Below are 23,978 nucleotides of genomic sequence, written 5' to 3'. Positions count from 1 at the left end.
TCCCCTTGGATCGAGCGCAGTGGCGGGCGGCGCCACGATAGCGATCGGCGGGGTCGAACAAAAATTCATTGTTTTCATGATATCGTTCGTTATTATCGAACAATGGCCGCTTTGAACTACAACCACCTGCGTTACTTCTGGGCTGTGGCCCACGACGGCAACCTGACCCGCACCGCCGAGCGGCTCAACCTCACCCAGTCCGCCTTGTCGGTGCAGATCCGCAAGCTGGAGGAGCGTTTGGGCCATGCACTGTTCGAGCGGCGCGGGCGGCAACTGCACCTGACCGAGGCGGGGCAGATCGCGCTGGACCACGCCGATGCGATCTTCGCCACCGGCGACGAACTGCTGGGCACGCTGCGGCAGACCGGCGCCGCGCGGCAGGCGCTGCGGGTCGGCTCGCTGGCCACGCTGTCGCGCAACTTCCAGCTGGAGTTCCTGCGGCCGCTGCTCGGCCGAACCGACATCGACCTGATCCTGCGCTCGGGCAGTGCCGGCGAACTGCTGCGGGCGCTGGAGGCGCTCAATCTCGACGTGGTCCTGCTCAACCAGGCGCCGGCCACCGACGCGCTGACCCCGTTCGTGACCCATCGGCTCGCCGAGCGCCCGGTCAGTTTGGTGGGCACGCCGGACCGGTTGGGTCATGCCGCCAGCATCGCCGATCGGCTTCGCCAGCATCCCATCATCCTGCCGACGGTGGACAACAGCGTGCGCGCGGGATTCGACGCCCTGGCCGATCGTCTGGGCGTGCGACCGCAGATCGTGGCGGAGGTGGAGGACATGGCGATGATGCGCCTGCTGGCGCGCGAGGACATCGGCCTGGCCGTGCTCCCGCCGATCGTGGTCAAGGACGAGATCGCCGCCGGCGTGCTGGTGGAGGGCGATCAATTGCCGGACATCGTGGAGACCTTCCACGCCGTCACCATGTCGCGGCGCTTCCCAAATCCGTTGGTGCGGCTGCTGCTGCTGCCGACGGCAACAGCAGAAAGCCTGTAGTTCCTTTTTCCCCGTGATTGCCCGATCTTCAGGCAGGTTCTAGGCTACGTGATGCAACGCTTGGGCCGTCTACCTGCGTCGGAAGAGAGACTGGCAATATGAAGTCATGTGAATAAGTAACGGCATCTGGCTGTCGGTCGAAGGGTGAACGACGGCCAAGTACACGGACAGAGACGTATGGTGTCGATCCAGGTGGGTGGCGAGGACAAGACTGCAGAGATCGTCAATTGGTTGATCTGGAGCGACAAGCGCGCAGGTCTGCAGCTGAAATGTTCCTACTTAAATAAGGGCGCCGTTTTACACGCGCTCAAAGATTGCGTCATCGTTCCCACTCGCGAACTGAATGATGTGCTGCTGACCAGATCAGGCAGCACGAACGTTACGCCTGTCGCGAAGGCGACGATATATGGCGAGCGGTATGCCGTGGTGCATTACCCTGGCGCTGCCGACAAGCCCTACGTTTTCAAAATGGAGGGAATCGACTTCATTGCGCCGATGGTGAAGAACGGCGCGCCGGTTCTGCAATATTTCATCAGGGTGGCTAAGGCGCGGCAGGCGCATGCAACGTCGCAAACAGATAGCAAGATCGCGGCCAATGTCGTAGACCAGCTGGGCAGGCTGCCTGTCAGTGTCGAAACGGCCTTGCATGCCTACTGCACGGGACACAACGGCACGCTGCTCCCCGGGCCGGGCCTGATCTATCCGTTCGGTCTGAACGAGAGCCAGTTGGCGGCGGTCGAGCATGCGTTCCGTGCTCAGGTCAGCGTGATCGAGGGTCCGCCCGGGACGGGCAAGACCCAGACGATTCTCAACATCCTTGCCAACATCCTGCTGCGTGGGCAGACAGTGGCGGTGTTGTCCAACAACAATGCAGCAGTAGAAAACGTCTACGAGAAGTTGGAGAAGTGCGGACTGGGCTATCTGGTCGCTAAACTCGGCAATCAGGAAAACCGCGACGATTTTTTCGCCGATCTGCCGCCATGGCCATCTGACGCACCCGAGCCGGCGCCGACGCTGGAGGAGATCCAGGGTCTGTTGGGTCGCTTGACGCAGCAGTTGCGCGATCGCAATCGGTTGGCGCAATTGCAGGCCGAACTCGACGAGTTGACCATCGAGCGGCGCTATCTCCAGCAATGGCAGGCGGAAAACGGCGTGCATGCTGCCGTCTCGCTGGAAAAGTACGGGTTGACGCCGCACAAGACCGCAGACTTGATGGCCTACTTGGCCCATCTCGGCCAAGAGCGTGTCCGCCTGCGGGATCGCATCGAGTTGTTGTTCAACTTCGGGATCCTTCGTGTCAAGCCTTTCGCCAACGCAGATGAGCGACTGTCCGTGTTTCATGCGCTGCAGATGCACTACTACGACAAGGAGCTACAGGAAAAGGCGGCGGAGTTGCAGGCTTGCCGCAAATCGCTGGCGCAAGGAAACTTTACTGCCTTGTTGGATGCAATGACTTCTGCGTCCATGCGCCATCTGAAGCAACACCTACAAAGTCTGCCCCTGCCATCGGACAGCTTCGATGGCAAAACCTACCGGCAAAGGTTCGATGTCTTCTTGAAGCGCTTCCCGATCCTGGGAAGCGGTACGCACTCCATCATCAATTCGATCGCACCGGAGACGATCCTTGATTACGTGATCATCGACGAGGCCTCGCTCCAGGACATCGTACCGGGCATCTTGCCACTGGGCTGTGCGAGGAACCTTATTGTTGTCGGCGACAACCGCCAGTTGGCGCACATTCCAGTTAAGCTGGGTCTGTCAGCGCCCGCCGAGGCCTACGATTGCGAGCGCTACAGCCTGCTCGATTCGTGTATCGCCGTGTTCAAGCAGGCGCTACCAAGGACACTGCTCAAAGAGCACTATCGCTGCCATCCCAGGATCATCCAGTTCTGCAACCAGCAGTTTTACGATAACGCATTGGTGCCGATGACCGAAGATCAAAGCGAAGCGCCTTTGCGCCTGATTGTGACCGCCAAGGGCAACCACACCCGTCAGAACACCAATCTCCGCGAATTGGATTCCCTGCTCAAGGTGCTCGATGATGAGGATGACGCGGTTGGCATTGATGGCGATGGGCGTGGATTCATCGCGCCGTTCCGGGCGCAGGTGAATCTCTCTGATTCGCGCCTGCCGGCGGAGTTCGTGAAAGACACGGTGCATAAGTTCCAGGGTCGAGAGTGCGATGAGATCGTCTTCTCCACGGTGCTGGACAAGAAGCGCTACAACCAGGATCCGAAGCGCCTGAGCTTCGTTGACGACCCACGCATGATCAATGTGGCGGTATCGCGAGCCAAGCAGCGCTTCACCCTTGTGACTGGCGATGACGTATTTGCCGACAATGGCCACATCGCTGCCTTGGTGCGCTATATCAGCTATTACGCCGAGGGTGCGCAAGTCGTGCGGGCGCCTGTGATCTCTGCATTTGATCTGCTGTACCGCGAGTACGACCAGTCCCTGGCCCGCTTGAATGCTCGCTTGCGCCCCGAAGATTCACAGTACAAGTCCGAGCAGATCGTGGCACAGCTACTGCGCGAGGTTCTGTCCACATCCGAGTGCCATGCCTTGATGTTCCACGATCAAGTCAAGCTGGATCAAGTCGCAGCCTCGAGCAACCCGGAGTTGACGGAACGCGAGCGGGCCTTCATGGCGCGTGCCAGTTGCGATTTTGTTGTTTATTTCCGGGTTGGAAAGATCCCAGTGGGGGTAATTGAAGTCGATGGCGGCCTTCACGACCGGCCCGAGCAGATGGAGCGGGATCGCTTGAAGAACGGAATCTTGTCCAAAAGCGGCATTGCCATCCTGCGCTTGCGCACTGTGGAAAGCGGCATCAAGGAGAAGATCACCGATTTTCTTGTAGAGTGGATGAGTGCTGTGGCCGAGAGCTGAATAGCCTGACAAGGTGCGCGAGGACATCGGCCTGGCCGTGCTCCCGCCGATCGTGGTCAAGGACGAGATCGCCGCGGGCGTGCTGGTGGAAGGCGATCAATTGCCGGACATCGTGGAGACCTTCCACGTCGTCACCATGTCGCGGCGCTTCCCGAATCCGCTGGTGCGGCTGCTGTTGCAGCCAGCGGCTGCGGCGGGTGGCGCGTAGCGCCTCGCCGAAACGTCTCGCCAACTGCGACGAACCCTAGGTGTGTCAGCGATGAGCGACCGCTGCGCGTTCGTCGCGCAGGCAAGCGACGACATGTGGCATGCCATCCCGTGACGCGAACACGGCGATATGCGCTTGTCTCGATCGTGCGATGTCCTTCAACCGCAGCGGTTCGAAGGGTCGGTTGACGACGCGATGGGCGCTGCTGCCCATGCGAACAAGCGTCATCGCCCCCTCACGCAGTTTGGCGATCGTGGAGCGCACGACTCCCGTGCATGCAGCGCTCACACGGCTTGAGGTCTAACGAGGCATTCACTCATAGACTTAGATGCACGTCGCACGCGCTTCACGCGTGACCTATGCCACCATCGTTTTCGCATCTCTTCGGAAAGCGTTTCCATTTTTGCGGATATCCATTCGCTCCGAAATCCATCGCGCTGGTGTTATTCGATAACATCCGGCGCCGCCATCCAGCAGGTGCGCGTGTACCGAGAACTTGCACAGGCCCAACGTGATGCATGCCTGGATGCGGAGCAGAGAAAAGCGCTGCTCATGATCGCGTCCGGCGCGCCGATGGAGGAATGCCTGGATGCACTGACCGACGCCGTGGCGCGGCTTGCTCCGGGCGCGCGCGCGTGCGTACTCCTGGCGAGCGAGGACCGCCGCACGATGGGCGGCGGCTACTCGTCGCACTTCCCGCCGACATTCGCCGCGGCCATCCGCGGCTTGCCGATCGGGGAAGCGCTCATCGGTACCTGCGGGACCGCCATCCATGAGGGGCATCCGGTCGAGTGCGAGGACGTGGAGCACGCGCCGCAATGGGCCGCGCCCTGGCGCTCGCTTTGCCTGGAAAACGGCATCCTGGCGTGCTATTCGCACCCGGCCATCGGGCAGGGCGGCAAGGCGGTCGGATCGTTCTTTCTGTGTCTTGCGGAAGCGCGGCAGGCTACTGCGTGGGAGCGCAAGGTCGCCGAGTTCGGCGCGCTGGTGACCAGCATCGTGGTGGAGCGGGAACGGGCCGCCGCGCATCTGCGCAAGGAAATGGCGGCGCTCGCCCGCCTGCAGGAACTGAGTGCCGAGCTGGTGGGGCCGGGAGAGTTCGAGCCGCTGCTGCAGAAGATCCTCGCGGCGGCCGCCGACATCTCGGGAACCGACAAGGGCAACATCCAGATCTTCGATCCGGTCAGGAAAACCCTGCGGATCGTCGTGCATCAGGGACTGGGCCCGCGGTTGGTCGAGCATTTCCGCGAGGATGGGTGGGATGCCAGTTGCGGGGAAGCGGCGAAGCAGGTGCAGCGTCTGGTCGTCGCCGACGTGGAGAAGCTGGAAGGCCTGCAGGGGACATTGGGGCTGGAGATCGTGCTGGAGGATCAGATCCGCTCCATCCAGTGCATGCCCTTGCTCAGCCGCGATGGCCGGCTGTTGGGCATGCTCAACAATCATTACCGCTGGCCGGGCGGCCCCGACCCGGACGCGCTGCGCTACATCGACCTGCTCGCACGCCAGGCCGCCGAACTGGTGGAGCGGCATCAGATCGAAGCGGAGCTGGCGCAGGAGCGGCGGCGCAAGGACGAGTTCCTGGCCATGCTCGCGCACGAGCTGCGCAACCCGTTGGCGCCGTTGCGCAACATGCTGGAAGTGCTCAAGCGCTCGCATGGCAACGAGGCGTTGTCGCGGAAGGCGCACGAGGTCATGGAACGGCAGGTACGGCAGCTGGTGCGCTTGGTGGACGACCTGCTCGACGTCAATCGCATCAAGCAGGGAAAACTGGAATTGCGGCGCGAGTCGCTGCTGCTGGCCGAGGTGATCCAGCAGGCCGTCGAGGTCTGCCGTCCTGCATTGGACCAGCAGCGGCATCGCTTGCGCGTGGTGTTGCCGGAGACGCCGCTGCCCTTGCAAGGAGACCCGGTCCGTCTCACCCAGGTGTTCGGGAATCTGCTCACCAACGCGTGCAAGTACACGCCACCCGGGGGAGACATCGAGGTTCGGGTCGACGCGATCGAGGGCAGCGCCGAAGTCGTGGTGCAGGACAACGGTTCCGGCATCCCACCGGACAAGATCGACGCCATCTTCGAACTGTTCACCCAGGTGGACCGCACGCTGGAGCGTGCGCAAGGCGGGCTTGGCATCGGCCTGATGCTGGTCAGGCAACTGGTCGAGATGCATGGTGGCACTGTCGAGGCACGCAGCGAGGGGGCAGGGAAGGGCAGCACGTTCGTCGTGCGGCTCCCCTCCGACGCCGCGCCTGCCGCAGTGTCGGGCACGGGAGATGTCAGGCCGGCACCAACCGTGCGCCGGATCCTGGTGGTCGACGACAATGCGGACATCGCGCTGGCGCTGGCCGCGCTGCTGGAACTGGACGGACATGACGTGCGCACCGCGGGAGGCGGAGAGGAAGCGCTGGCGTTGGGCGCACGCGTGCGCCCCGAGGTGATCCTGATGGACATCGGCATGCCCGGCATGGACGGGCACGAAGCGTGCCGCCGCATCCGCGACTGCGATTGGGGCAGGGACATCACCATCGTCGCGCTGACCGGCTGGGGGCAGGACGGCGATCGCCAGGATTCGGCGCGGGCCGGGTTCGACGCGCACCTGGTCAAACCGGTGGGATTTGCCGAGTTGCATGGCCTGTTTGCCGGGCTGGACTGACCTGGTCAGGTTCGGCGTCTGCAGCGTCCAGTGTGTGGAGCCTACGGGTGATGTGCAGCGCGGCTGAACCGCTACACGTGGCATGACCGTATCTACGTGGTTCGCTTGGCGTGGCCCGACATGGCCACCAGATCTGAGCAGGACATCATCCCGTGCAGGCTTATGCTGGCGGCGCGGCGAAGGTCTCCGGCCATACCAGCGAGCGGTGAACCTGCGAGCCTGCCATGGCGCCGCTGGCGACGGCCAGTGACAGCGAATGCGGCGCTTTCGCCAGGTCGCCGCAGGCGAAGACGCCGGCCACCGAGGTCCTGTGCTCGGCGTCGATGCGGACCTGGAGGCCCATCGGCGTCTCTTCCAGCTGGCAGCCCATGGCTTCGGCGAGGGAGCCGGACGGGACGGTGCGCGGGGCCGTGAACAGGCCGGCGAAGGTCAGCCGCCGGCCGTCGGCCAGGACCACGTCGGCATGCCCCTCGATCCTGTCGATGGGCGCCTCCTCGATCGCCACGCTGCGGTCGATCAGGCGGGCCCTGGCCGCGTCGTCCAGTTGCAGCGCATCGTTGACGAGCAAGGTCACGTTGCCCCATTCGGTGAGCAGTTCGGCCTGGTGCGCGGACAGCGGGCCGGCGCCGACGATGCCGATGCGGCCCTGGTCCAGCTCGTAGCCGTGGCAGTACGGGCAGTGGAAGACCGCAGTGCCCCAGCGTTCGGCAAGACCGTCGACGGCCGGAAGCCGGTCGGCGACGCCGGTGGCCAGCAGGATGCGACTGCCTTGGTGCGTGCCGCCATCGGAGGTGGTCACGCTGAAGGCGTCCAGGGAGCCGGTGGCGGTCAGGGCATGGGCGTCGAGCCAGGCCAGCGTCGGATAGGCGTCGAGCTGCTGGCGCGCGGTCGCCGCGATGGCGTCCGGCGGCACGCCGTCCTGGCCGAGGAAGCCATGTGCATGGCGGGCCGTGCGATTGCGGCGCTGGCCCGCATCGATCACCAGCACGGAGCGGCGTGCCCGCAGCAATTGCAGGGCGGCGGCCATGCCCGCATAGCTGCCGCCGATGACGATGGTGTCGTAATGCATGCTCAGTTCCTCGTGCGTCGTGCCGCCGCGTGCCGGCGCGCGAAGTCGGCGGCCAGGTCGGCAAGGGTGATCTCCGAAAACCGCTTCAACAGCAACGCCTCGGCTTCTGCGAACGTGCCTTCCAGTGCGGCATTCACCGCTTGCTCCACCAGGCACGCCGGGGTTTCGTGGCGATTGCCGATGGCGAACAGGGCCGGTTCGCCCAGTGCCTCGTGCAACTGGCGCAGGGTGACCGTGGCCAGGTCGGCATGGATGCGCCACCCGCCGGCGTGCCCGCGGTCCGAGGTCACGATGCCGGCTTCGCGCAGGTAACCCATCGTGCGCCGGACCACGACGGGGTTGGTGCCCAGGCACTGGGCCAGGGCGTCGGAGGTCATGGGACCATCGTGCTCGGCCATGTGCAGCAGGGCATGCAGGACAGAGGACAGGCGGCTGTCGCGTTTCATGTAACTAATGATGTTTCGAAATGCGTGGCGGGTCAAGCACGACCTGCGTTCCGGCGTGGTCGATCGCGTGCAACCGGATCCGCCGCGATTGCGGGTGCGCTGGGGTCGGTGGCAGGGCGCTTGTTCATCGTGGACAGGTAACGACCTGGTCGGGCGCCATGGCCGCGGCGCTGTTTGTCGACCGCTTCACGCCCCGGACCACGTACCTTGATCCAGCCTGAGATGCAGGCGGAATTCCCCGGATGGGAAAGGAACATGGAATGAAGACGAAGGCGAAGGGCTTGGCGATCATGGCGGCGGCGGGGCTGGCGTTGTCCTTTCAGGCGCAGGCACAGTCCTGCTGTCCCTCTGGCGGGCACGGGGTGGTGGGCAAGGGACTCGGCGAAAGCGTGCCCAAGGCGCTGAATCTGGCCACGGATTCGGCCTGGCGCGTCTACGCGTTCTCGCGCGATGGCGTGAACTACCTGCAGATCAACGACGCCAGCGGTGTGGTGCGTGCCGCGGTCGGCCGCATCGGCAAGACCCTGTGGGTGCTGCCGATGGGCAGTGACGTGGCGCGGGTCTCGCTGACGGCATCGCCTGCGATGCCGTCGCGCGTGATCTACCGGACGGCCGATGTGGTGGTGCGCCTGCGCTCGGATGCACGCGGTGACGCGTGGGAGGTCACGGCGGTGGAGTGAGGCTGCCGGAGGCCGGGCTTTCGGACACCAGAAAGCTGAAGCTCAACGCATGGCGGCGCCGGCAGGTGCCGCCATGCGCCTGCAGGCGGACCGCCAGTTCCCGCTCGGGCGCTTCCGGACGGCGCCGCAACGCGCTCAGCATCGCCGCATCGGCGGTGATGCGGATGGCGATGCCCTGTCGTCCTTGCGCACGCCATACCCGTGCGCGCAGCAGATGCGTGTGGGCCACGGGCAGGGTCTCGATGGCGTCGAGGATGCAGCGATAGGCCACCAGTTGCAGACCCAGCGAGAGGCGTCGCGGGTCGCCATGCAGGCGGCAGCGGAACTCCGTGGCGCACAGGTTGGCGAAGGTCGGCGAGTGCAGCGTGTGGTACAGGCCGTGCGTCTCGATGCCGAGCGGGTAGAGCGCGGTGACGTATTCGTCCAGCAACTGCGCCTGGATCACGCCGGTGCGGGTCATCTGCATGGCGGCGGCGTAATGTCCGCGTGCGCGCAGATCCTCCACCACATCGCGACGCAGCTTGTTGATCTGGGTGCTGAGGTCGGTGTAGTCGACCACCCGTCGGCGCAGCGTGCGTTCGGCGGAGAGGTAGCCGGCCTGTGCGAAGGCCAGCGCCTGTTCCCGCAGGCGTCCGTCGTCGCGCATGTGCCGATAGGCGGCGGAAATCCGTGATCCGAACGCGAACATCACCGTGGCGGTGGCGGCGAGCAGGATCTGCACCACGAACGCATCGGCATCGTGCATGCCAGGTGCGACGACCTTGGGCATGGACAGGGCCACCGCAACATTCGCCATGACCACGCCGAGCGCCGCGCCCCGCCAGCCATGGCGCAGCGTCAGTACGATCGCCGGGACCACCAGCAGGACCATCAGCAACTGTCGCAGCAGCGCGTCGCCGGCCACGGCGATCGACGCCGACAGCACGACGACCACGGCGATCGACGCCAGCCCCTCGCGCAACAGCGAGGCCTGCAGTCGCGTGGGTTCGTCGCGGCGCAGCCACAGCAACGCCGGCAGCACGAACATCAGGGTGCCCAGGTAGTCGCCAAGCCAGTAGCGCAGCAGCACATCGAGCGGCGCCGGCCCGGCGGGGCCGCCCAGCGCGGTGTTGATCGCGATGTTGCAGAGCGTGCTCCACAGCGCGGTCGCCAGCGTCAGCGGCAGCAGCCAGTGATCGTTGCGTGCTAGGTCAGGCACCCGCTGACGCGCCAGGACCGGCAGCAGCGACACGGCGGGCATCAGCAGGAACGGACTCAGGTATGCCCAGGTGGCACTCGCGCCCCAGGTCTCGCTCATGGGAATGCGCAATGTCAGCAGCGCGGCGGCATCGCCGGCCAGCAACCACGGCCAGCGCCGTGCGGGCAGGAACAGCAGGCTGGCGACGCGCACTCCGGCCGGCAGATACCACTGGTCCACGGAACACCGCCAGGCCAGCAGGAAGGCGGCGCAGTAAGTGGCGCTCAGTAGAACGCCTTTGGCGATATCTCTTGCCGCGGCCATTCCCGCCATCCGTGGTATGTCGCGGCTACTGTATAAGCCGGATCGGCGGCGAGGGTAGACAGTTGGCGGTGTCGACGACAGTGTGAGATACGTCGCAGGTGCGCGACGCATGCAGGCGAATGCCGGGTGTTCTTTCGCGCGGATTCGCGAGCCGGCAAGGGGGCGCTTGCAGTCGTGCCGCTGTTTCGTCTGCGTGATGCTGCGCGTCGCTCGTGCAGGCGGCAGCACGTCTTCGACCGCTTCGATGTCGAGCCACGCGAACATGGCTGGTGCGATGATGCATGGCCACGTGCTCCTCGAAATTGACTGCGACAGCAGGGCAAGGATGTGCGCCAGCAAACCTGAAACGCCCTGCCACAACGGATGCGGCATGATCACTGCAGGTGCGTCGCGGAGGCATTCCGAGGGCGTCCGATACTCCTGCGTGACCGAATCGGATTGATGCCGGCGACGTGCGGCCGAGCCTGTGCGGCAGCGTTCGATCATCGCGTCGTCGGGCGGACTACCGACGGAGCCGGTGACAGGCGTAGCATCGCGCCATGGCGTCCATGCATCGACCTCCCGTTTCCGCATTGCGCGGTCTGGTGACAGCGGTATGGGCGCACGAGCCCGCACCGGTGTCGGCAGCCGTGCGGCTGCCTGCGCGCGAGCACGTGCTGCCGACCGGTGCCACGCATCTCGCCGTGCGGATCGGCGGTGCACCGTTGCGGGTGTTCGACCACGCGGACGACCTGTGCGGCCATTGCCTCGGCCACGCGGTGGTGGGTGGGGTACGCACGGCGTATCACGTGCGCGATGTCACGCAGCCTGCGGTCTCGGTCGGTGCGATGTTGCGTCCAGGCGCCACCAGCGTGTTGCTCGGTGTGCCCGAATCCGCCTTGGCCGGGCATCACACGCCGCTGGAACTGCTGCTGCCTGCCGGCGAGGTCGATGCGCTGCTGGAGCGGTTGCATGCATGCGCCGAGGCGTCGGCGCGCCTGGCTGCCTTCGAACGGTGGCTGGTCGACCGCGCCGGCGGCCGCCCGCCCGTGCGGCATCCGGCGCTGTGCGTGCTGCGTTCCGGTGGCTGGCATCCGGACTTGCGCGTGGAGACCCTGGTGCGCGCCAGCGGACTCAGCCATCGGCATTGCATCGCCATGTTCCGGCAGGCGACCGGTCTGGCACCGAACGCCTGGCTGCGGCTGCAACGCTTCTCGCACGCGCTGGACCTGGCGTGCGACCGCTCGCTGGGCTGGGCCGACATTGCCGCCGCCAGCGGCTTCGCCGACCAGGCGCACCTGACCAACACCTTCCGCAGCGTGGCCGGTGTCACTCCGTCCGCCTGGCGTCGGGCGGCCGATCCCGCCGCCCCCCGGCATGTGCCGCGCTGATCGCGGCGCAGGTCAATTTCCTGCAAGACGCGGCGCACGCAGGGTTCCACAATGGGCGCCTGGCCCACACGAGGACATGCCATGGCGATCCACGAACTGTATGCCTATCTGTGCGTGCGCGACGCCGCCGCCGCGATGGCGTTCTACGCCCGCGCGTTCGGTGCGCGCGAACTGTTCCGCCTTACCGAGCCCGATGGACGTATCGGTCATGCCGAGGTGGATCTCGATGGCCACATCCTGATGCTGTCGGAGGAGTATCCGGACATGGGCGTACGCAGCCCCGAACACCTTGGCGCCACGCCGGTCACGCTGCACCTGCACGTGGACGATGCCGACGCGTTGGTCGCCCGCGCGCTCGGCGCCGGCGCCACGCTCGAGCGCGGTATGCAGGACCACTTCTACGGTGAACGCTCCGGCACCGTGCGCGATCCCTTCGGCCACCGCTGGCTGATCGGCCATGCGATCGAGTCGGTGACGCCGGAGGAAATGCAGCGGCGTTATACGGCGCTGTTCGCGAAAGCAACGACAACCTGAGAGGGCGCGAGATCGTCAGCGCCCGTGCATGCCGGTGCGTACCGGCAGGAACTCCGGTTTCGCCGTCACTGCCGATGCACGAGACTTCTGTATCGGGTCGTTGCAACGCTTGCGTGCGTCGCCGGTCGCTCGCGCGGCGAGCCGCTGAGGCGTGTACGCAGGTGCGACACGGGCGACGCTAGGTTGGCGCCATCTCGACCGTTCCCAGCCAGAGGAGACCATCCGATGACCGAGGCTAACCAGCACGTCCTGCAGGCCGCGAACGTCGCCATCGCCGCAGGCGATTACGAAGGCTTTCTCGCCCATTGCACCGAAGATACGACCTGGCACTTCATCGGCGAGCGCACATTGCGGGGCAAGCAGGCGGTCAGGGAGTGGATGGCCGAGGTCTACCGGCAGCCGCCGCAGTTCGACGTTCTCAAGTACATCATCGGCGACGGCCACGTCGTGGCCCTCGGCCAGATCACGCTCGAGACTGGCGACGCCGGGACGTCGCGGTTCTCCTACTGCGACGTCTGGCGATTTCGCGATGGGCGGATGGCGGAACTGGAGGCGTACGTAGTGCCGCTGGCTGCAGCCCAGGACAGGTAGCGACGCGCATGTGCTCGGACGTCCGTTCGCAGCGCGGCCATGCTGTCCGCGTCTGCGCACGGCGTCGGCGGCGGGATCGCTCAGTGCAGCAAGGTGTCCGTCAGCAGCTTCAGATTCAGCACCACGATCAACGCGGCGATCGTCCAGGCCAGCCAGGCCAGGCCGCGACGCACCACCAGTGGTCCCATCCGCTGCTTGTCGGTGACGAAGCGCACCAGCGGGATCACCGCGAACGGCAACTGCATCGACAGCACCACCTGGCTCAGCACCAGCAGCTTGGCGGTGCCCTGTTCGCCGTACAGCGAGGTCACCGCGACCACCGGCACGATCGCCAGACCTCGGGTCAGCAGGCGCCGCGCCCACGGCGGCAGCCGCAGGTGCAAAAAGCCTTCCATCACGATCTGCCCGGCCAGGGTGGCGGTGACGGTGGAATTGATGCCGGAGGCCAGCAGCGCCACCGCGAACAGGGTGGAGGCCAGGCCGACGCCGAGCATCGGCGCGAGCAGTTCGTGGGCCTGTTCGATCTCCTGCACGTCGGTGCGGCCGTGCGCATGGAACACCGCGGCGGCCAGGATCAGGATCGCGGCGTTGACGAACAGCGCCAGGCTCAGCGCGATGGTGCTGTCGGCCAGCGCCCAGCGCAGCGCCGAGCGGCGGCCCTGGTCGGTGCGCTCGTAGGCGCGGGTCTGCACGATCGAGGAATGCAGGTACAGGTTGTGCGGCATCACCGTCGCGCCGATGATGCCGATCGCCAGGTACAGCGCGGCCGGATCGGTCACCATCTGCGCACGCGGGATGAAGCCTGACAGCACCTCGCGCAGCGGCGGCGCGGCCAGCACGATCTGCACCAGGAAGCAGGCGAAGATCACCGTCAGCAGGGCGATCACGAACGCCTCCAGCGCGCGGAAGCCGCGGCGCATCAGCAACAGCACCAGCAGCGCGTCGATCGAGGTGATGATCGCGCCAGCGGTGAGCGGGATGCCGAACAGCAGCTTCAGCGCGATCGCCGTGCCGATCACTTCGGCCAGGTCGCAGGCGACGATGGCCGCTTCGCAGGCCAGCCACAACAGGAAGTTCACCGGCTTGGAGTAGTGCGCACGGCAGGCCTGGGCCAGATCCAGCCCGGTGGCGATGCCCAGGCGCGCGGCCAGGCCCTGCAGCACGATCGCCATCAGGTTGGAGAGCAGGATCACCGACAGCAGCAGGTAGCCGAAGTGCGAACCGCCGGCGATGTCGGTCGCCCAGTTGCCCGGATCCATGTAGCCGACCGAGACCATGTAGCCGGGCCCGAGGAAGGCCAGGAAGCGGCGCCAGCCCAGGCCGCTGCGCGGCACGGCCACGCTGGCATGCATCGCGCCCAGGCTGGGACGCGCCTCGCCACGGCTGGCGTGCGCGGCAGCGGAACTCGGCAGGGGCAGGGGGGCGGCCATGGCAATGACACGTGGGGCGGGGTGCGAACGAGTATATAGCAGGTGCTATATGGATTAGCATTGGCAATTCAGATCGCTGCGATAGCCCGGATTCGGCCAGAATAGGCGGGTGGCCGGCGGGCGCCGGCACAGGACAAGGGCGTTGCGATGCAGAAAAGCGGGAAGTCGATGGCGCCGCCGGCGGTGCTGCTCGACGCCGAAGTGCAGGTCGAAAGCTTCCGCCAGGTGCGCGAGGCGCACCGCCTGGAGCTGATCGAGGACTACGTGGAGTTGATTTCCGACCTGCTCGCCGACGGTGGCGAAGCGCGGCAGGTGGATATCGCCGCGCGCCTGGGCGTGGCCCAGCCGACCGTGGCCAAGATGCTCAAGCGCCTGGTCAAGGGCGGTTGGGTGGTGCAGCGGCCCTACCGCGGCGTGTTCCTGACCGCCGAGGGCGAGGCGCTGGCCGCGGCCAGCCGGCAGCGCCACCAGACCGTGGAGCAATTCCTGCTGGCCCTGGGCATCGATGCCGACACCGCGCGCCGCGATGCCGAGGGCATCGAGCATCACGTCAGCGAAGCGACGCTGGCGGTCTTCGCCGAGTTCGTGCGCAAGCACGGCGCGTCGCGATGAGCGTCGGCGACGACGCGCAACGGGCGCGCGACGTACATTGGATGCGCCATGCGCTGGCCCTGGCCGAACGCGCCGAGCGCGAGTTCGACGAGATTCCGGTCGGCGCGGTGCTGGTCTCGGCCGAGGACGAGGTGCTGGGCGAGGGCTGGAACCTCAACATCGCCGAACACGACCCCAGCGCGCACGCCGAGATCGTCGCGCTGCGCCAGGCCGGCCGCCGGATCGGCAATCACCGCCTGGTCGGCAGCCGCCTGTACGTGACCCTGGAGCCGTGCGCGATGTGCGCGATGGCGGTGGTGCATGCGCGGGTGGCGGAACTGGTCTATGCCGCCACCGATCCCAAGACCGGCGCCTGCGGCAGCGTGTTCGACCTGCTCGCCGATCCGCGCCACAACCACCGCGTGCAGGTCCGCGGCGGGGTGCTGGCGGCGGAGGCGAGCACGCGCCTGACCAACTATTTCCGCGCCAAGCGCGGCAAGCCGCCGCTGGGCGCGTGAGCGGCCGGCCCCTGCCGGTCGCGCAGGCCGCGCGGTATCATTGAAGCCTGATACGACACTTCCGCGCCGGCCTCGCCGCCGCGAACGACGGGACGGTGATATGGCGCAAGCGCACGTGGCGAACGATCGGCTGATCTGGATCGATCTGGAAATGACCGGCTTGGATACCGATCGCGATTCGATCATCGAAATCGCCACGGTGGTGACCGACGCGCAACTCAACGTGCTGGCCGAGGGCCCGGAGTTCGCCATCGCCCATCCGCTGCAGACGCTGGAGGCGATGGACGAGTGGAACCGCAACCAGCACCGCCACTCCGGCCTGTGGCAGCGCGTGCTCGACAGCCGGGTCACGCTGGCCCAGGCCGAGGCCGAGACCATGGCGTTCCTGACCCAGTGGTGCAAGCCCGGCACTTCGCCGATGTGCGGCAACTCGATCTGCCAGGACCGGCGTTTCCTGCACCGGCAGATGCCGCGGCTGGAGCGCTTCTTCCACTACCGCAACCTGGACGTGTCGACGCTGAAGGAACTGGCGCGGCGCTGGGCGCCGACGGTGTCGGCCGGCCTGACCAAGACCTCCTCGCACACCGCGCTCAGCGACGTGCACGATTCCATCGACGAACTGCGTTACTACCGTCCGTTCATGGGCAGGCTGGGCGGGCAGGGCGAGGGCTGATCCGCGATCAGGACGCTGTCAGAGAGCATGCGATAGATCGCCCGACGATCGTCGGGCGGATACAGTCGCGCAGGGAATGCAGGCGCTGACGCCGCCGCTCAGCGCGCCAGCGGCGGGCCCGGCTTGGTCTCGCCGTCGTCGGTGACGCCCTTGGTCAGCAGCTCGGCGATCGGGCGGCCGTCGGCATCGTGGTGGTACACGTGCAGGTCGCGCTGCGGATACGGAATGCTCAGCCCGTTCTCCAGCAACTGGTTGCGGATCTGCTCCAGCGTGCTGCTCTTGGCCGCGCCGAAATCGCTGTTCTTGGCGTAGCCGAACAGCATCAGGTCCACCGTGCTCTCGCCCAGGTTGGTGACCTGCACGAACGGGGCGGGCGTCTTCAGGATGTTCGGATTGTCCTGGGCGATCTTCAGCAACAGCTCCTGCGCCTTCTTCAGGTCGTCGCCGTAGCCGACGCCGACGGTGATCTCCAGGCGCCGGTTGGGCAGGGTGCTGTAGTTGACGATCGGCGCGGTGGTGATGGTGCTGTTGGGCAGGGTCACCATGCGCTCGTCGAAGGTACGGATGCGGGTCTGGAAGATCCGGATCTCGTCGACCACGCCTTCCTGGCCGGCCACCACCACGTGGTCGCCGTCGCGCATCGGCCGCAGCACGATCAGCATGACCCCGGAGGCGATGTTGGACAGCGAATCCTTCAGCGCCAGGCCCACCGCCAGGCCGGCGGCGCCGAGCACGGCGAACAGCGAGGTCGGCGGCACGCCGATCTTCTGCAGCGCGGTGACCAGCACCAGCACCAGCATCAACGCATAGGCGACGTTGCGCAGGAAATTGCTGAGCGTGGCTTCCACCCGTGCGCGCAGCAGGGCGCTGCGCAGCCATTCGCTCAGGCGCTTGGCGACCCACATCCCGACCACCAGGATCAGGATCGCCACGCCCCAGTTGAGCGCGTATTGCGCCCAGTCCAGCGTCCGCCAGTCGAACGGGCGCGCCGCCCGCGTCGCCGGCGCAGCGGTCGTGGCCGCCGTCAGTGCCGTCAGCCACGACTGCATCGGCATCACCCCTTGCTCTTCAGCTTGGCCAGGCGCAGCCAGGTGTCGACCACGGTGTCGGGGTTCAACGAGACCGATTCGATGCCTTCCTGCATCAGCCACTCGGCCAGGTCGGGGTGATCCGAAGGACCCTGGCCGCAGATGCCCACGTACTTGCCCTTGGCGCGCGCGGCCTTGATCGCCATCGACAGCATCTTCTTGACCGCCGGATTGCGCTCGTCGAACAGGTGCGCCACGATCGAGGAGTCGCGGTCCAGGCCCAGGGTGAGCTGGGTGAGATCGTTGGAGCCGATCGAGAAGCCGTCGAAGATCTCCAGGAATTCCTCGGCCAACAGCGCGTTCGACGGCACCTCGCACATCATGATGATCTTCAGGCCGTTCTCGCCCTGGCGCAGGCCGTTGCTGGCCAGCACCTCGACGACCTTGCGGCCTTCCTCGAGGGTGCGCACGAACGGGATCATGACCCACATGTTGTCCAGGCCCATCTCGTTGCGGACCTTGAGCACCGCCTTGCATTCCAGCGCGAACGCGGCGGCGAAGCTCGGATCGACGTAGCGGCTGGCGCCGCGGAAGCCGATCATCGGGTTCTCTTCGTGCGGTTCGTAGTTGCTGCCGCCGATCAGGTTGGCGTACTCGTTGGACTTGAAGTCCGACAGGCGCACGATCACCGGGTGCGGCGCCACGGACGCGGTCAGCGTGGCGATGCCTTCGGCCAGGCGATTGACGTAGAAGCTCACCGGGTCGGCGTAGCCGGCGACCTTCTCGTCGATCTTCTTCTTGGTCGCCGCGTCCTGCTTGGCGTATTCCAGCAGCGCGTTGGGATGGATGCCGATGTGCGCGGCGATGATCATCTCCAGGCGCGCCAGGCCGATGCCGGCGTTGGGCAACTGGCCGAAGTCGAACGCGCGCTCCGGGTTGGCCACGTTCATCATGATCTTCAGCGGCGCCGGCGGCATGTTGCCCAGGTCCGTGGTGGTGCGCTCGAACGGCAGGCGCTCGCCATAGATGTAGCCGGTGTCGCCTTCGGCGCAGCTCACCGTCACTTCCTTGCCGTCCTCGACCAGTTCCATCGCGTTGCCGGTACCGACCACCGCCGGCACGCCCAGCTCGCGGGCGATGATCGCCGCGTGGCAGGTGCGGCCGCCGCGGTTGGTGACGATCGCCGAGGCGCGCTTCATCACCGGCTCCCAATCGGGATCGGTCATGTCCGCGACCAGCACGTCGCCGGGCTGCACCCGGTTCATGTCCTCCAGGCTGCGCACCACGCGGGCGACGCCGGCGCCGATCTTCTGGCCGATGGCGCGGCCTTCGGCGATCACCTCGCCGCGCTGCTGCAGCGCGAAGCGTTCGATCTGGGTGGCGTGGCCGCGCGATTTCACCGTCTCCGGGCGCGCCTGCACGATGAACAGCTTGCCGCTGACGCCGTCCTTCGCCCACTCGATGTCCATCGGCCGCTGGTAGTGCTGCTCGATTACCAGCGCCTGCTTGGCCAGTTCCTGCACGTCCTCGTCGTTGATCGAGAAGGTGTTGCGCAGTTCGGCCGGGGTGTCCTCGATGCGCACGCGCTCGCCCGGCACGTCCGAATACACCATGCGGATCAGCTTGCTGCCCAGCGAGCGGCGCAGGATCGCCGGCTTGCCGGCCTTGAGGGTGGGCTTGTAGACGTAGAACTCGTCGGGATTGACCGCGCCCTGCACGACCATTTCGCCCAGGCCGAAGCTCGAGGTAACGAACACCACGTCGCGGAAACCGGACTCGGTGTCCAGGGTGAACAGCACGCCGGAGGCGCCGACGCCGGAGCGCACCATCAGCTGCACACCGGCCGAGAGGAACACGTCCTCGTGCTTGAAGCCGTGGTGCACGCGGTAGGCGATGGCGCGGTCGTTGTAGAGGCTGGCGAAGACTTCCTTGACCTTGTGCACCACGTCGTCGGCGCCGGTCACGTTGAGGAAGGTCTCCTGCTGGCCGGCGAAGCTGGCGTCGGGCAGGTCTTCGGCGGTGGCCGAGGAGCGCACCGCGACCGCGATGTCGCCGCCACCGTTCTCGTTGCACAGTTGCGCGTAGGCGTCGCGGATCGCCTGGTCCAACTCCGGCTGCAGAGGCGCGTCGATCACCCAGCCGCGGATTTCCTTGCCGGCGGCGGTCAGCGCGCCCACGTCTTCCACGTCCAGCGTGGCCAGCTTGTCGAAGATGCGCTGGTACAGATCGTTGTGGGCGACGAAGGCCTTGAACGCTTCGGCCGTGGTGGCGAAGCCGCCGGGCACCGAAACGCCGAGCCCCGCCAGGTTGCCGATCATTTCGCCAAGGGAGGAATTCTTGCCACCGACGCGAGCCAGGTCGGCCAGGCGCAGCTCATGCAACCACAGGATGTTCTCGTTCAAGCGCGATGCTCCGTTAGGCCATCGCCCGAGGCGGGCTGAATGGCCGCGTCCGTGAGGGAAGAAGCCGATATGATGCAGTGCGCACCCGAGCCGGCACAAGCGAAGCGGGCGCATCCGTTGGGTTTCAGCCAGGAGAATGCAGGCAATGTCGACGATCAGACCGGTGTTCTACGTGTCCGATGGAACCGGTATCACCGCTGAAACCATTGGGCATAGCCTGCTCACCCAGTTCAGCGGTTTCAGCTTCGTCACCGACCGCATGTCGTTCGTCGACGATCCGGAAAAAGCCCGCGACGCCGCGCAGCGGATCCATGCCGCAGGGGAGCGCTATCAGGTCCGGCCGATCGTGGTCAACTCCTGCGTCGATCCGCAATTGAGCATGCTGCTGGCCGAGAGCGGGGCGCTGATGCTCGACGTGTTCGCGCCCTTCATCGAGCCGCTGGAGCGCGAATTGAACGCGCCGCGGCACTCGCGGGTGGGACAGGCGCACGGCCTGGTCGACTTCGAGACCTACCACCGCCGCATCAACGCGATGAACTTCGCGCTCGCGCACGACGACGGCATCGCGCTGACCTACGACGAAGCCGATGTGATCCTCGTGGCGGTGTCGCGCGCGGGCAAGACCCCGACCTGCATCTACCTGGCGCTGCATTACGGCGTGCGCGCGGCGAACTATCCGTTGACCGACGAGGACCTGGAGAGCGATCGGCTGCCACCGCGCCTGCGCGCCTATCGCAACAAGCTGTTCGGGCTGACCATCGATCCGGAGCGGCTGCAGCAGATCCGCCAGGAGCGGCGGCCGAATTCGCGCTATTCCAACGCCGAGACCTGCCGGCGCGAAGTGGCGGCGGCCGAAACCATGTTCCGCATGGAGCGGATTCCGACCCTGAGCACCACGCATACCTCGATCGAGGAAATCTCCAGCAAGGTGCTGGCGACGCTGGGACTGCAGCGCGAGATGTTCTGAGAGAGGGGACGACTGGCCAGCGCGCGCCGGTCGGGCGGGGCCGTTCCTGGCGGCGACGGCATTTCCGCACGTCCTCGCAGGGATTTCCACGGTAGGCCGCTGGCGCCGATCCGTCAATGCTGCCGCCGGCGCGATCCAGCGTGTAGGATCGGTCCATGCAGCACGCCATGACCCGCAGCGAACGCATCCCCCGGCTCAGCCGTTTCGGCTGGCTGATGGGGTTGTACGCCGAGAACTATCTGCACCTGAACCGCCTGTTCGTGCCGGCCGACCTGGCCGCCGGCAGCTACGTGTCCAGCATCGGCGACGGCCTGGACCTGCGCCTGGACGTGATCGAGCGTCACCGCTACACCGTCGAGCTGCGCCTGACCTACGATCTGTGCGACCCGCTGACCGGCGAGCCGGACCCGTCGGCCTACGTGCGCCTGTACCTGGACGCGCGCCAGGCCGAGACCACGCATTGCTATGTCGGCCGCCGCTGGCAGGACGTGATGGGGCTGTACCCGCCGCCGGCGGAACTGATCAGCCACCGCATGCGCATGAACACCTTCCTCGGCAAATGGCTGGAATACCTGGCCGAGCGCGGCCACGGCGTGGCCACGCTGCGATCGGCGCCGCCGTTGCCGCGCGCGGCGCAGGACACGGCGACGCCCGCCGTCTAGCCACAGGCTAGACGAAGTGGCGGCACGGTTACGGCATACTGCGCGCCCGTCGTTCTCTGCCTTCGTCGCATGCCTTACACCCCCATCGTCGCCACCTTGGGCTACGTGCTCTCGCCCGACCGCAGCCAGGTGCTGCTGGTCCATCGCAATGCCCGGCCCGGCGACCATCACCTGGGCAAGTACAACGGCCTGGGCGGCAAGGTGGAGGCGGACGAGGACGTCCTGGCCGGCATGCGCCGCGAGATCCTGGAAGAGGCCGGCATCACCTGCGAGGCGCTGCAGTTGCGCGGCACCATCAGCTGGCCGGGCTTCGGCAAGCACGGCGAGGACTGGCTGGGCTTCGTGTTCCTGATCGACGCCTACGCGGGCGAGCCGTTCGCCGAGAACGCCGAGGGCACGCTGGCCTGGGTGCCGATCGCGCAGATGGACACGCTGCCGCTGTGGGAGGGCGATCGCCATTTCCTGCCGCTGGTGTTCGACGGCGACCCGCGCCCGTTCCACGGGGTCATGCCATACCGCGACGGACGCATGCAGTCCTGGCGCTACTCGCGGGTCTGACGCGCTAAGCCCCTCTCCCATCGGGAGAGGGGTTGGGGTGAGGGTACGGCGCGAAAGCGACTCGCGGAGTTTGGGGGGCGAGGGTGCGGCGCCAAGCGTCTCGCGATGTTTGGTTGCACCAGGCTCCGCCCGTACCCTCATCCGGCCCTTCGGGCCACCTTCTCCCGACGGGAGAAGGAGCAGCCTCTTCTTGCTGCTGGTATTCGACGGCGACCTGCGCCCGTTCCACGGGGTCATGCCATACCGCGACGGACGCATGCAGTCCTCGCGCTACTCGCGGGTCTGACGCGCTCGCGCTGCCGTAAAGCCCCTCTCCCACCGGGAGAGGGGTTGGGGTGAGGGTACGGCGCGAAAGCGACTCAAGGAGTTTGGGGCGAGGGTGCGGCGCCAAGCGCCGCGCGGAGTTTGGTTGCACCAGGCTTCGCCCGTACCCTCATCCGGCCCTTCGGGCCACCTTCTCCCGACGGGAGAAGGAACAGCCTCTTCTTCCCGCTGGTGTTCGACGGCGACCCACGCCCGTTCCACGGGGTCATGCCATACCGCGACGGACGCATGCAGTCCTGGCGCGACTCGCGTGTCCGACACACTCGCGCTGCCATCAAGCCCCTCTCCCACCGGGAGAGGGGTTGGGGTGAGGGTACGGCGCGAAAGCGACTCAAGGAGTTTGGGGCGAGGGTGCGGCGCCAAGCGCCGCGCGGAGTTTGGTTGCACCAGGCTTCGCCCGTACCCTCATCCGGCCCTTCGGGCCACCTTCTCCCGGCGGGAGAAGGAACAGCCTATTCCTGCCGCTGGTGTTCGACGGCGACCCACGCCCGTTCCGTGGGGTCATTCCGTATCGCGACGGACGCATGCAGTACTGGCGCGACTCGCGGGTCCGACACGCTCGCGCTGCCATCAAGCCCCTCTCCCATCGGGAGAGGGGTTGGGGTGAGGGTACGGCGCGAAAGCGACTCGCGGAGTTTGGGGGGCGAGGGTGCGGCGCCAAGCGTCTCGCGATGTTTGGTTGCGCCAGGCTTCGCCCGTACCCTCATCCGGCCCTTCGGGCCACCTTCTCCCGTCGGGAGAAGGAACAGCCTCTGCCTTTCGCGTCGGGGGATGGGCGAGGGGCCGGCGCGCCGCTCGGTCGAACACTCGCGCGGCATCACGTCCGTCTTGTCCACAGTGGCTGTGGATCGATGCTGCACAAGCCTGTGGGCAAGCGGTCCAAGTCGCTGAAATGGCTGCCCGATTCTGCCGGTTGGCGAAAATTTCATCAGTCCCGGTCGCGCTTCTCCACAGCCGGTGTGGATGAAAGCGCACGAACGCTGTGGATAAGATGCCAGTGGCGTTGTGCCGCAACGGCCGCCGCCGCAATGGCGAAAAATTGACCAGCGTCGATCGCGCGATCCAGCAGGCGCACGTGCGCGCTTGCCGCAGCGCTACTGCGCGGTCCAGCCGCCGTCGATGGCGATGGTCTGCGCGGTGATGTTGCGCGCCGCCGGCGAGGCCAGGAACGCCACACAGCCGGCCAGTTCGTCGTAGGCGATGAACACGCCCTTGGGCATCGGCTTGAGCATCACTTGGGCGATCACGTCGGCTTCGGAAATGCCGCGGGTGCGCGCCTGGTCGGCGATCTGCCTGTCCACCAGCGGCGTTTTCACGTAGCTGGGGCAGAGCGTGTTGATGGTGATGTCGGTGTCGGCGGTCTCCAGTGCGATCACCTTGGAGAAGCCGACCAGGCCGTGCTTGGCGGCGACATAGGCGCTCTTGTACGGGCTGGCGACCAGCGAGTGGATGCTGCCGATGTTGACGATGCGGCCGAAGCCGCGTTCGCGCATGCCCGGCAGCACCGCCTGGGTCAGCCGGGCGACCCCGGTCAGCATCACCTCCACCAGCAGGCTCCACTTGTCCATCGGGAACTCCTGCAGCGGCGCCACATGCTGCAGCCCGGCGTTGTTGACCAGCACGTCCACCGGCCGGCTGACGGCCGCCAGCGCCGCGGCGATGCTGTCCGCACTGGCTACGTCCAGCGCCACCGCCTCGGCCGAGCCGCCGGCCTGGCGCACCTGCGCGGCGACCGTTTCGGCGGCCTCGAGGTCGAGGTCGCTGACGACGATGTGGCGGCCGTCGGCGGCCAGTGCGTGGGCGATGCCGGCGCCGATGCCGCTGGCGGCGCCGGTGATCAGGACGGTCTGCATGGGGAGTACCTGCGCGGAGTGGGGGGCGATCAGCGTAGCAGCGCG

The 23,978-nt window shown here is 66.6% G+C and carries 20 protein-coding genes and 3 pseudogenes; 16 read left to right on the top strand and 7 right to left on the bottom strand.

The window, feature by feature from the left end; translation table 11 throughout:
- The first annotated feature begins 102 nt into the window (after positions 1-102).
- The 4 genes and pseudogenes from CEK68_RS05195 to CEK68_RS05180 all read left to right on the top strand — a co-directional run bounded on the left by CEK68_RS05195 (position 103) and on the right by CEK68_RS05180 (position 6,736).
- Positions 103-993, top strand: coding sequence for a LysR family transcriptional regulator (locus CEK68_RS05195; protein WP_043092087.1), 891 nt, complete (start codon positions 103-105; stop codon positions 991-993).
- 177 nt (positions 994-1,170) lie between these two features.
- Positions 1,171-3,879 (top strand): AAA domain-containing protein, encoded by a 2,709-nt coding sequence (locus CEK68_RS05190; protein WP_152238743.1) that lies wholly within the window; start codon positions 1,171-1,173, stop codon positions 3,877-3,879.
- Between the two features lie 16 nt (positions 3,880-3,895).
- Positions 3,896-4,087, top strand: a pseudogene (locus CEK68_RS05185) (LysR family transcriptional regulator); the annotation flags it as partial.
- A gap of 552 nt (positions 4,088-4,639) precedes the next feature.
- Entirely contained in the window at positions 4,640-6,736 is a 2,097-nt protein-coding gene (locus CEK68_RS05180; RefSeq protein ID WP_226977765.1) for an ATP-binding protein, read from the top strand.
- 160 nt (positions 6,737-6,896) lie between these two features.
- Here CEK68_RS05180 and CEK68_RS05175 read toward each other — a convergent pair whose 3' ends face one another.
- On the bottom strand, positions 6,897-7,805 hold the full coding sequence (locus tag CEK68_RS05175) for an NAD(P)/FAD-dependent oxidoreductase (RefSeq protein ID WP_152238741.1): 909 nt from the start codon (positions 7,803-7,805) through the stop codon (positions 6,897-6,899).
- Positions 7,806-7,807: 2 nt separating this feature from the next.
- A complete protein-coding gene (locus tag CEK68_RS05170) occupies positions 7,808-8,251 on the bottom strand; it encodes an Rrf2 family transcriptional regulator (RefSeq protein WP_152238758.1) in 444 nt (147 codons plus the stop codon).
- A gap of 260 nt (positions 8,252-8,511) precedes the next feature.
- On the opposite strand from CEK68_RS05170, the gene CEK68_RS05165 reads away from it, so the two are divergent.
- The gene (locus CEK68_RS05165; RefSeq protein WP_152238740.1) at positions 8,512-8,931 is read left to right on the top strand and encodes a hypothetical protein; all 420 of its coding nucleotides are present in this window, start codon (positions 8,512-8,514) and stop codon (positions 8,929-8,931) included.
- Here the strand turns inward: CEK68_RS05165 and CEK68_RS05160 are convergent.
- The gene (locus CEK68_RS05160; protein ID WP_193314113.1) at positions 8,915-10,432 is read right to left on the bottom strand and encodes an MASE1 domain-containing protein; all 1,518 of its coding nucleotides are present in this window, start codon (positions 10,430-10,432) and stop codon (positions 8,915-8,917) included. The genes CEK68_RS05165 and CEK68_RS05160 overlap by 17 nt on opposite strands.
- 539 nt (positions 10,433-10,971) lie before the next feature.
- Here CEK68_RS05160 and CEK68_RS05155 point away from each other — a divergent pair.
- The 3 genes from CEK68_RS05155 (at position 10,972) to CEK68_RS05145 (ending at position 12,927) form a co-directional block, all read left to right on the top strand.
- Positions 10,972-11,802 (top strand): AraC family transcriptional regulator, encoded by an 831-nt coding sequence (locus CEK68_RS05155; protein ID WP_152238739.1) that lies wholly within the window; start codon positions 10,972-10,974, stop codon positions 11,800-11,802.
- An 81-nt stretch (positions 11,803-11,883) separates the two neighbouring features.
- Positions 11,884-12,336: a VOC family protein gene (locus CEK68_RS05150; protein WP_152238738.1), complete on the top strand. Its 453-nt coding sequence runs from the start codon at positions 11,884-11,886 to the stop codon at positions 12,334-12,336.
- A 225-nt stretch (positions 12,337-12,561) separates the two neighbouring features.
- Positions 12,562-12,927 (top strand): nuclear transport factor 2 family protein, encoded by a 366-nt coding sequence (locus tag CEK68_RS05145; RefSeq protein WP_152238737.1) that lies wholly within the window; start codon positions 12,562-12,564, stop codon positions 12,925-12,927.
- A gap of 80 nt (positions 12,928-13,007) precedes the next feature.
- Here the strand turns inward: CEK68_RS05145 and CEK68_RS05140 are convergent, their stop codons facing one another.
- Positions 13,008-14,357 carry an Nramp family divalent metal transporter gene (locus CEK68_RS05140; RefSeq protein ID WP_152238736.1) on the bottom strand — a complete coding sequence of 450 codons (1,350 nt, stop codon included), beginning with the start codon at positions 14,355-14,357 and terminating at the stop codon, positions 13,008-13,010.
- Between the two features lie 147 nt (positions 14,358-14,504).
- On the opposite strand from CEK68_RS05140, the gene mntR reads away from it, so the two are divergent.
- From mntR to orn, 3 genes are all read left to right on the top strand, one after another.
- A complete protein-coding gene (mntR, locus tag CEK68_RS05135; RefSeq protein ID WP_026143893.1) occupies positions 14,505-14,969 on the top strand; it encodes a manganese-binding transcriptional regulator MntR in 465 nt (154 codons plus the stop codon).
- On the top strand, positions 14,966-15,466 hold the full coding sequence (tadA, locus tag CEK68_RS05130) for a tRNA adenosine(34) deaminase TadA (RefSeq protein WP_043092080.1): 501 nt from the start codon (positions 14,966-14,968) through the stop codon (positions 15,464-15,466). The genes mntR and tadA overlap by 4 nt, the downstream gene beginning before the upstream one ends.
- 100 nt (positions 15,467-15,566) lie before the next feature.
- Positions 15,567-16,139 carry an oligoribonuclease gene (gene orn, locus CEK68_RS05125; protein WP_043092079.1) on the top strand — a complete coding sequence of 191 codons (573 nt, stop codon included), beginning with the start codon at positions 15,567-15,569 and terminating at the stop codon, positions 16,137-16,139.
- Between the two features lie 98 nt (positions 16,140-16,237).
- Here orn and CEK68_RS05120 read toward each other — a convergent pair whose 3' ends face one another.
- Positions 16,238-17,188 carry a mechanosensitive ion channel family protein gene (locus CEK68_RS05120; RefSeq protein WP_152238756.1) on the bottom strand — a complete coding sequence of 317 codons (951 nt, stop codon included), beginning with the start codon at positions 17,186-17,188 and terminating at the stop codon, positions 16,238-16,240.
- A 5-nt stretch (positions 17,189-17,193) separates the two neighbouring features.
- Entirely contained in the window at positions 17,194-19,569 is a 2,376-nt protein-coding gene (gene ppsA, locus CEK68_RS05115; protein WP_152238735.1) for a phosphoenolpyruvate synthase, read from the bottom strand.
- 145 nt (positions 19,570-19,714) lie between these two features.
- Between ppsA and CEK68_RS05110 the strand changes: the two genes are divergently transcribed.
- From CEK68_RS05110 to CEK68_RS05085, 5 genes and pseudogenes are all read left to right on the top strand, one after another.
- Positions 19,715-20,536 (top strand): pyruvate, water dikinase regulatory protein, encoded by an 822-nt coding sequence (locus CEK68_RS05110; RefSeq protein ID WP_010342958.1) that lies wholly within the window; start codon positions 19,715-19,717, stop codon positions 20,534-20,536.
- A 155-nt stretch (positions 20,537-20,691) separates the two neighbouring features.
- Positions 20,692-21,198 (top strand): DUF1249 domain-containing protein, encoded by a 507-nt coding sequence (locus CEK68_RS05105; protein WP_043092077.1) that lies wholly within the window; start codon positions 20,692-20,694, stop codon positions 21,196-21,198.
- A gap of 69 nt (positions 21,199-21,267) precedes the next feature.
- Positions 21,268-21,756 (top strand): 8-oxo-dGTP diphosphatase, encoded by a 489-nt coding sequence (locus CEK68_RS05100; protein WP_017909497.1) that lies wholly within the window; start codon positions 21,268-21,270, stop codon positions 21,754-21,756.
- A gap of 462 nt (positions 21,757-22,218) precedes the next feature.
- Positions 22,219-22,335: pseudogene (locus tag CEK68_RS05090) on the top strand (7,8-dihydro-8-oxoguanine triphosphatase); the annotation flags it as partial.
- Positions 22,336-22,517: 182 nt separating this feature from the next.
- Positions 22,518-22,631 (top strand): annotated as a pseudogene (locus tag CEK68_RS05085) (7,8-dihydro-8-oxoguanine triphosphatase); the annotation flags it as partial.
- Between the two features lie 543 nt (positions 22,632-23,174).
- On the opposite strand, the gene CEK68_RS05080 reads toward CEK68_RS05085, so the two are convergent.
- Entirely contained in the window at positions 23,175-23,933 is a 759-nt protein-coding gene (locus CEK68_RS05080) for a 3-hydroxybutyrate dehydrogenase (RefSeq protein ID WP_017913018.1), read from the bottom strand.
- Positions 23,934-23,978 lie beyond the last annotated feature (45 nt).

Origin of the sequence: Xanthomonas sp. LMG 12461, from assembly GCF_009192935.1 — a bacterium.
Taxonomy (GTDB): Bacteria; Pseudomonadota; Gammaproteobacteria; order Xanthomonadales; family Xanthomonadaceae; genus Xanthomonas_A; species Xanthomonas_A sontii.
This window is presented reverse-complemented; position numbering and strand designations above follow the sequence as displayed.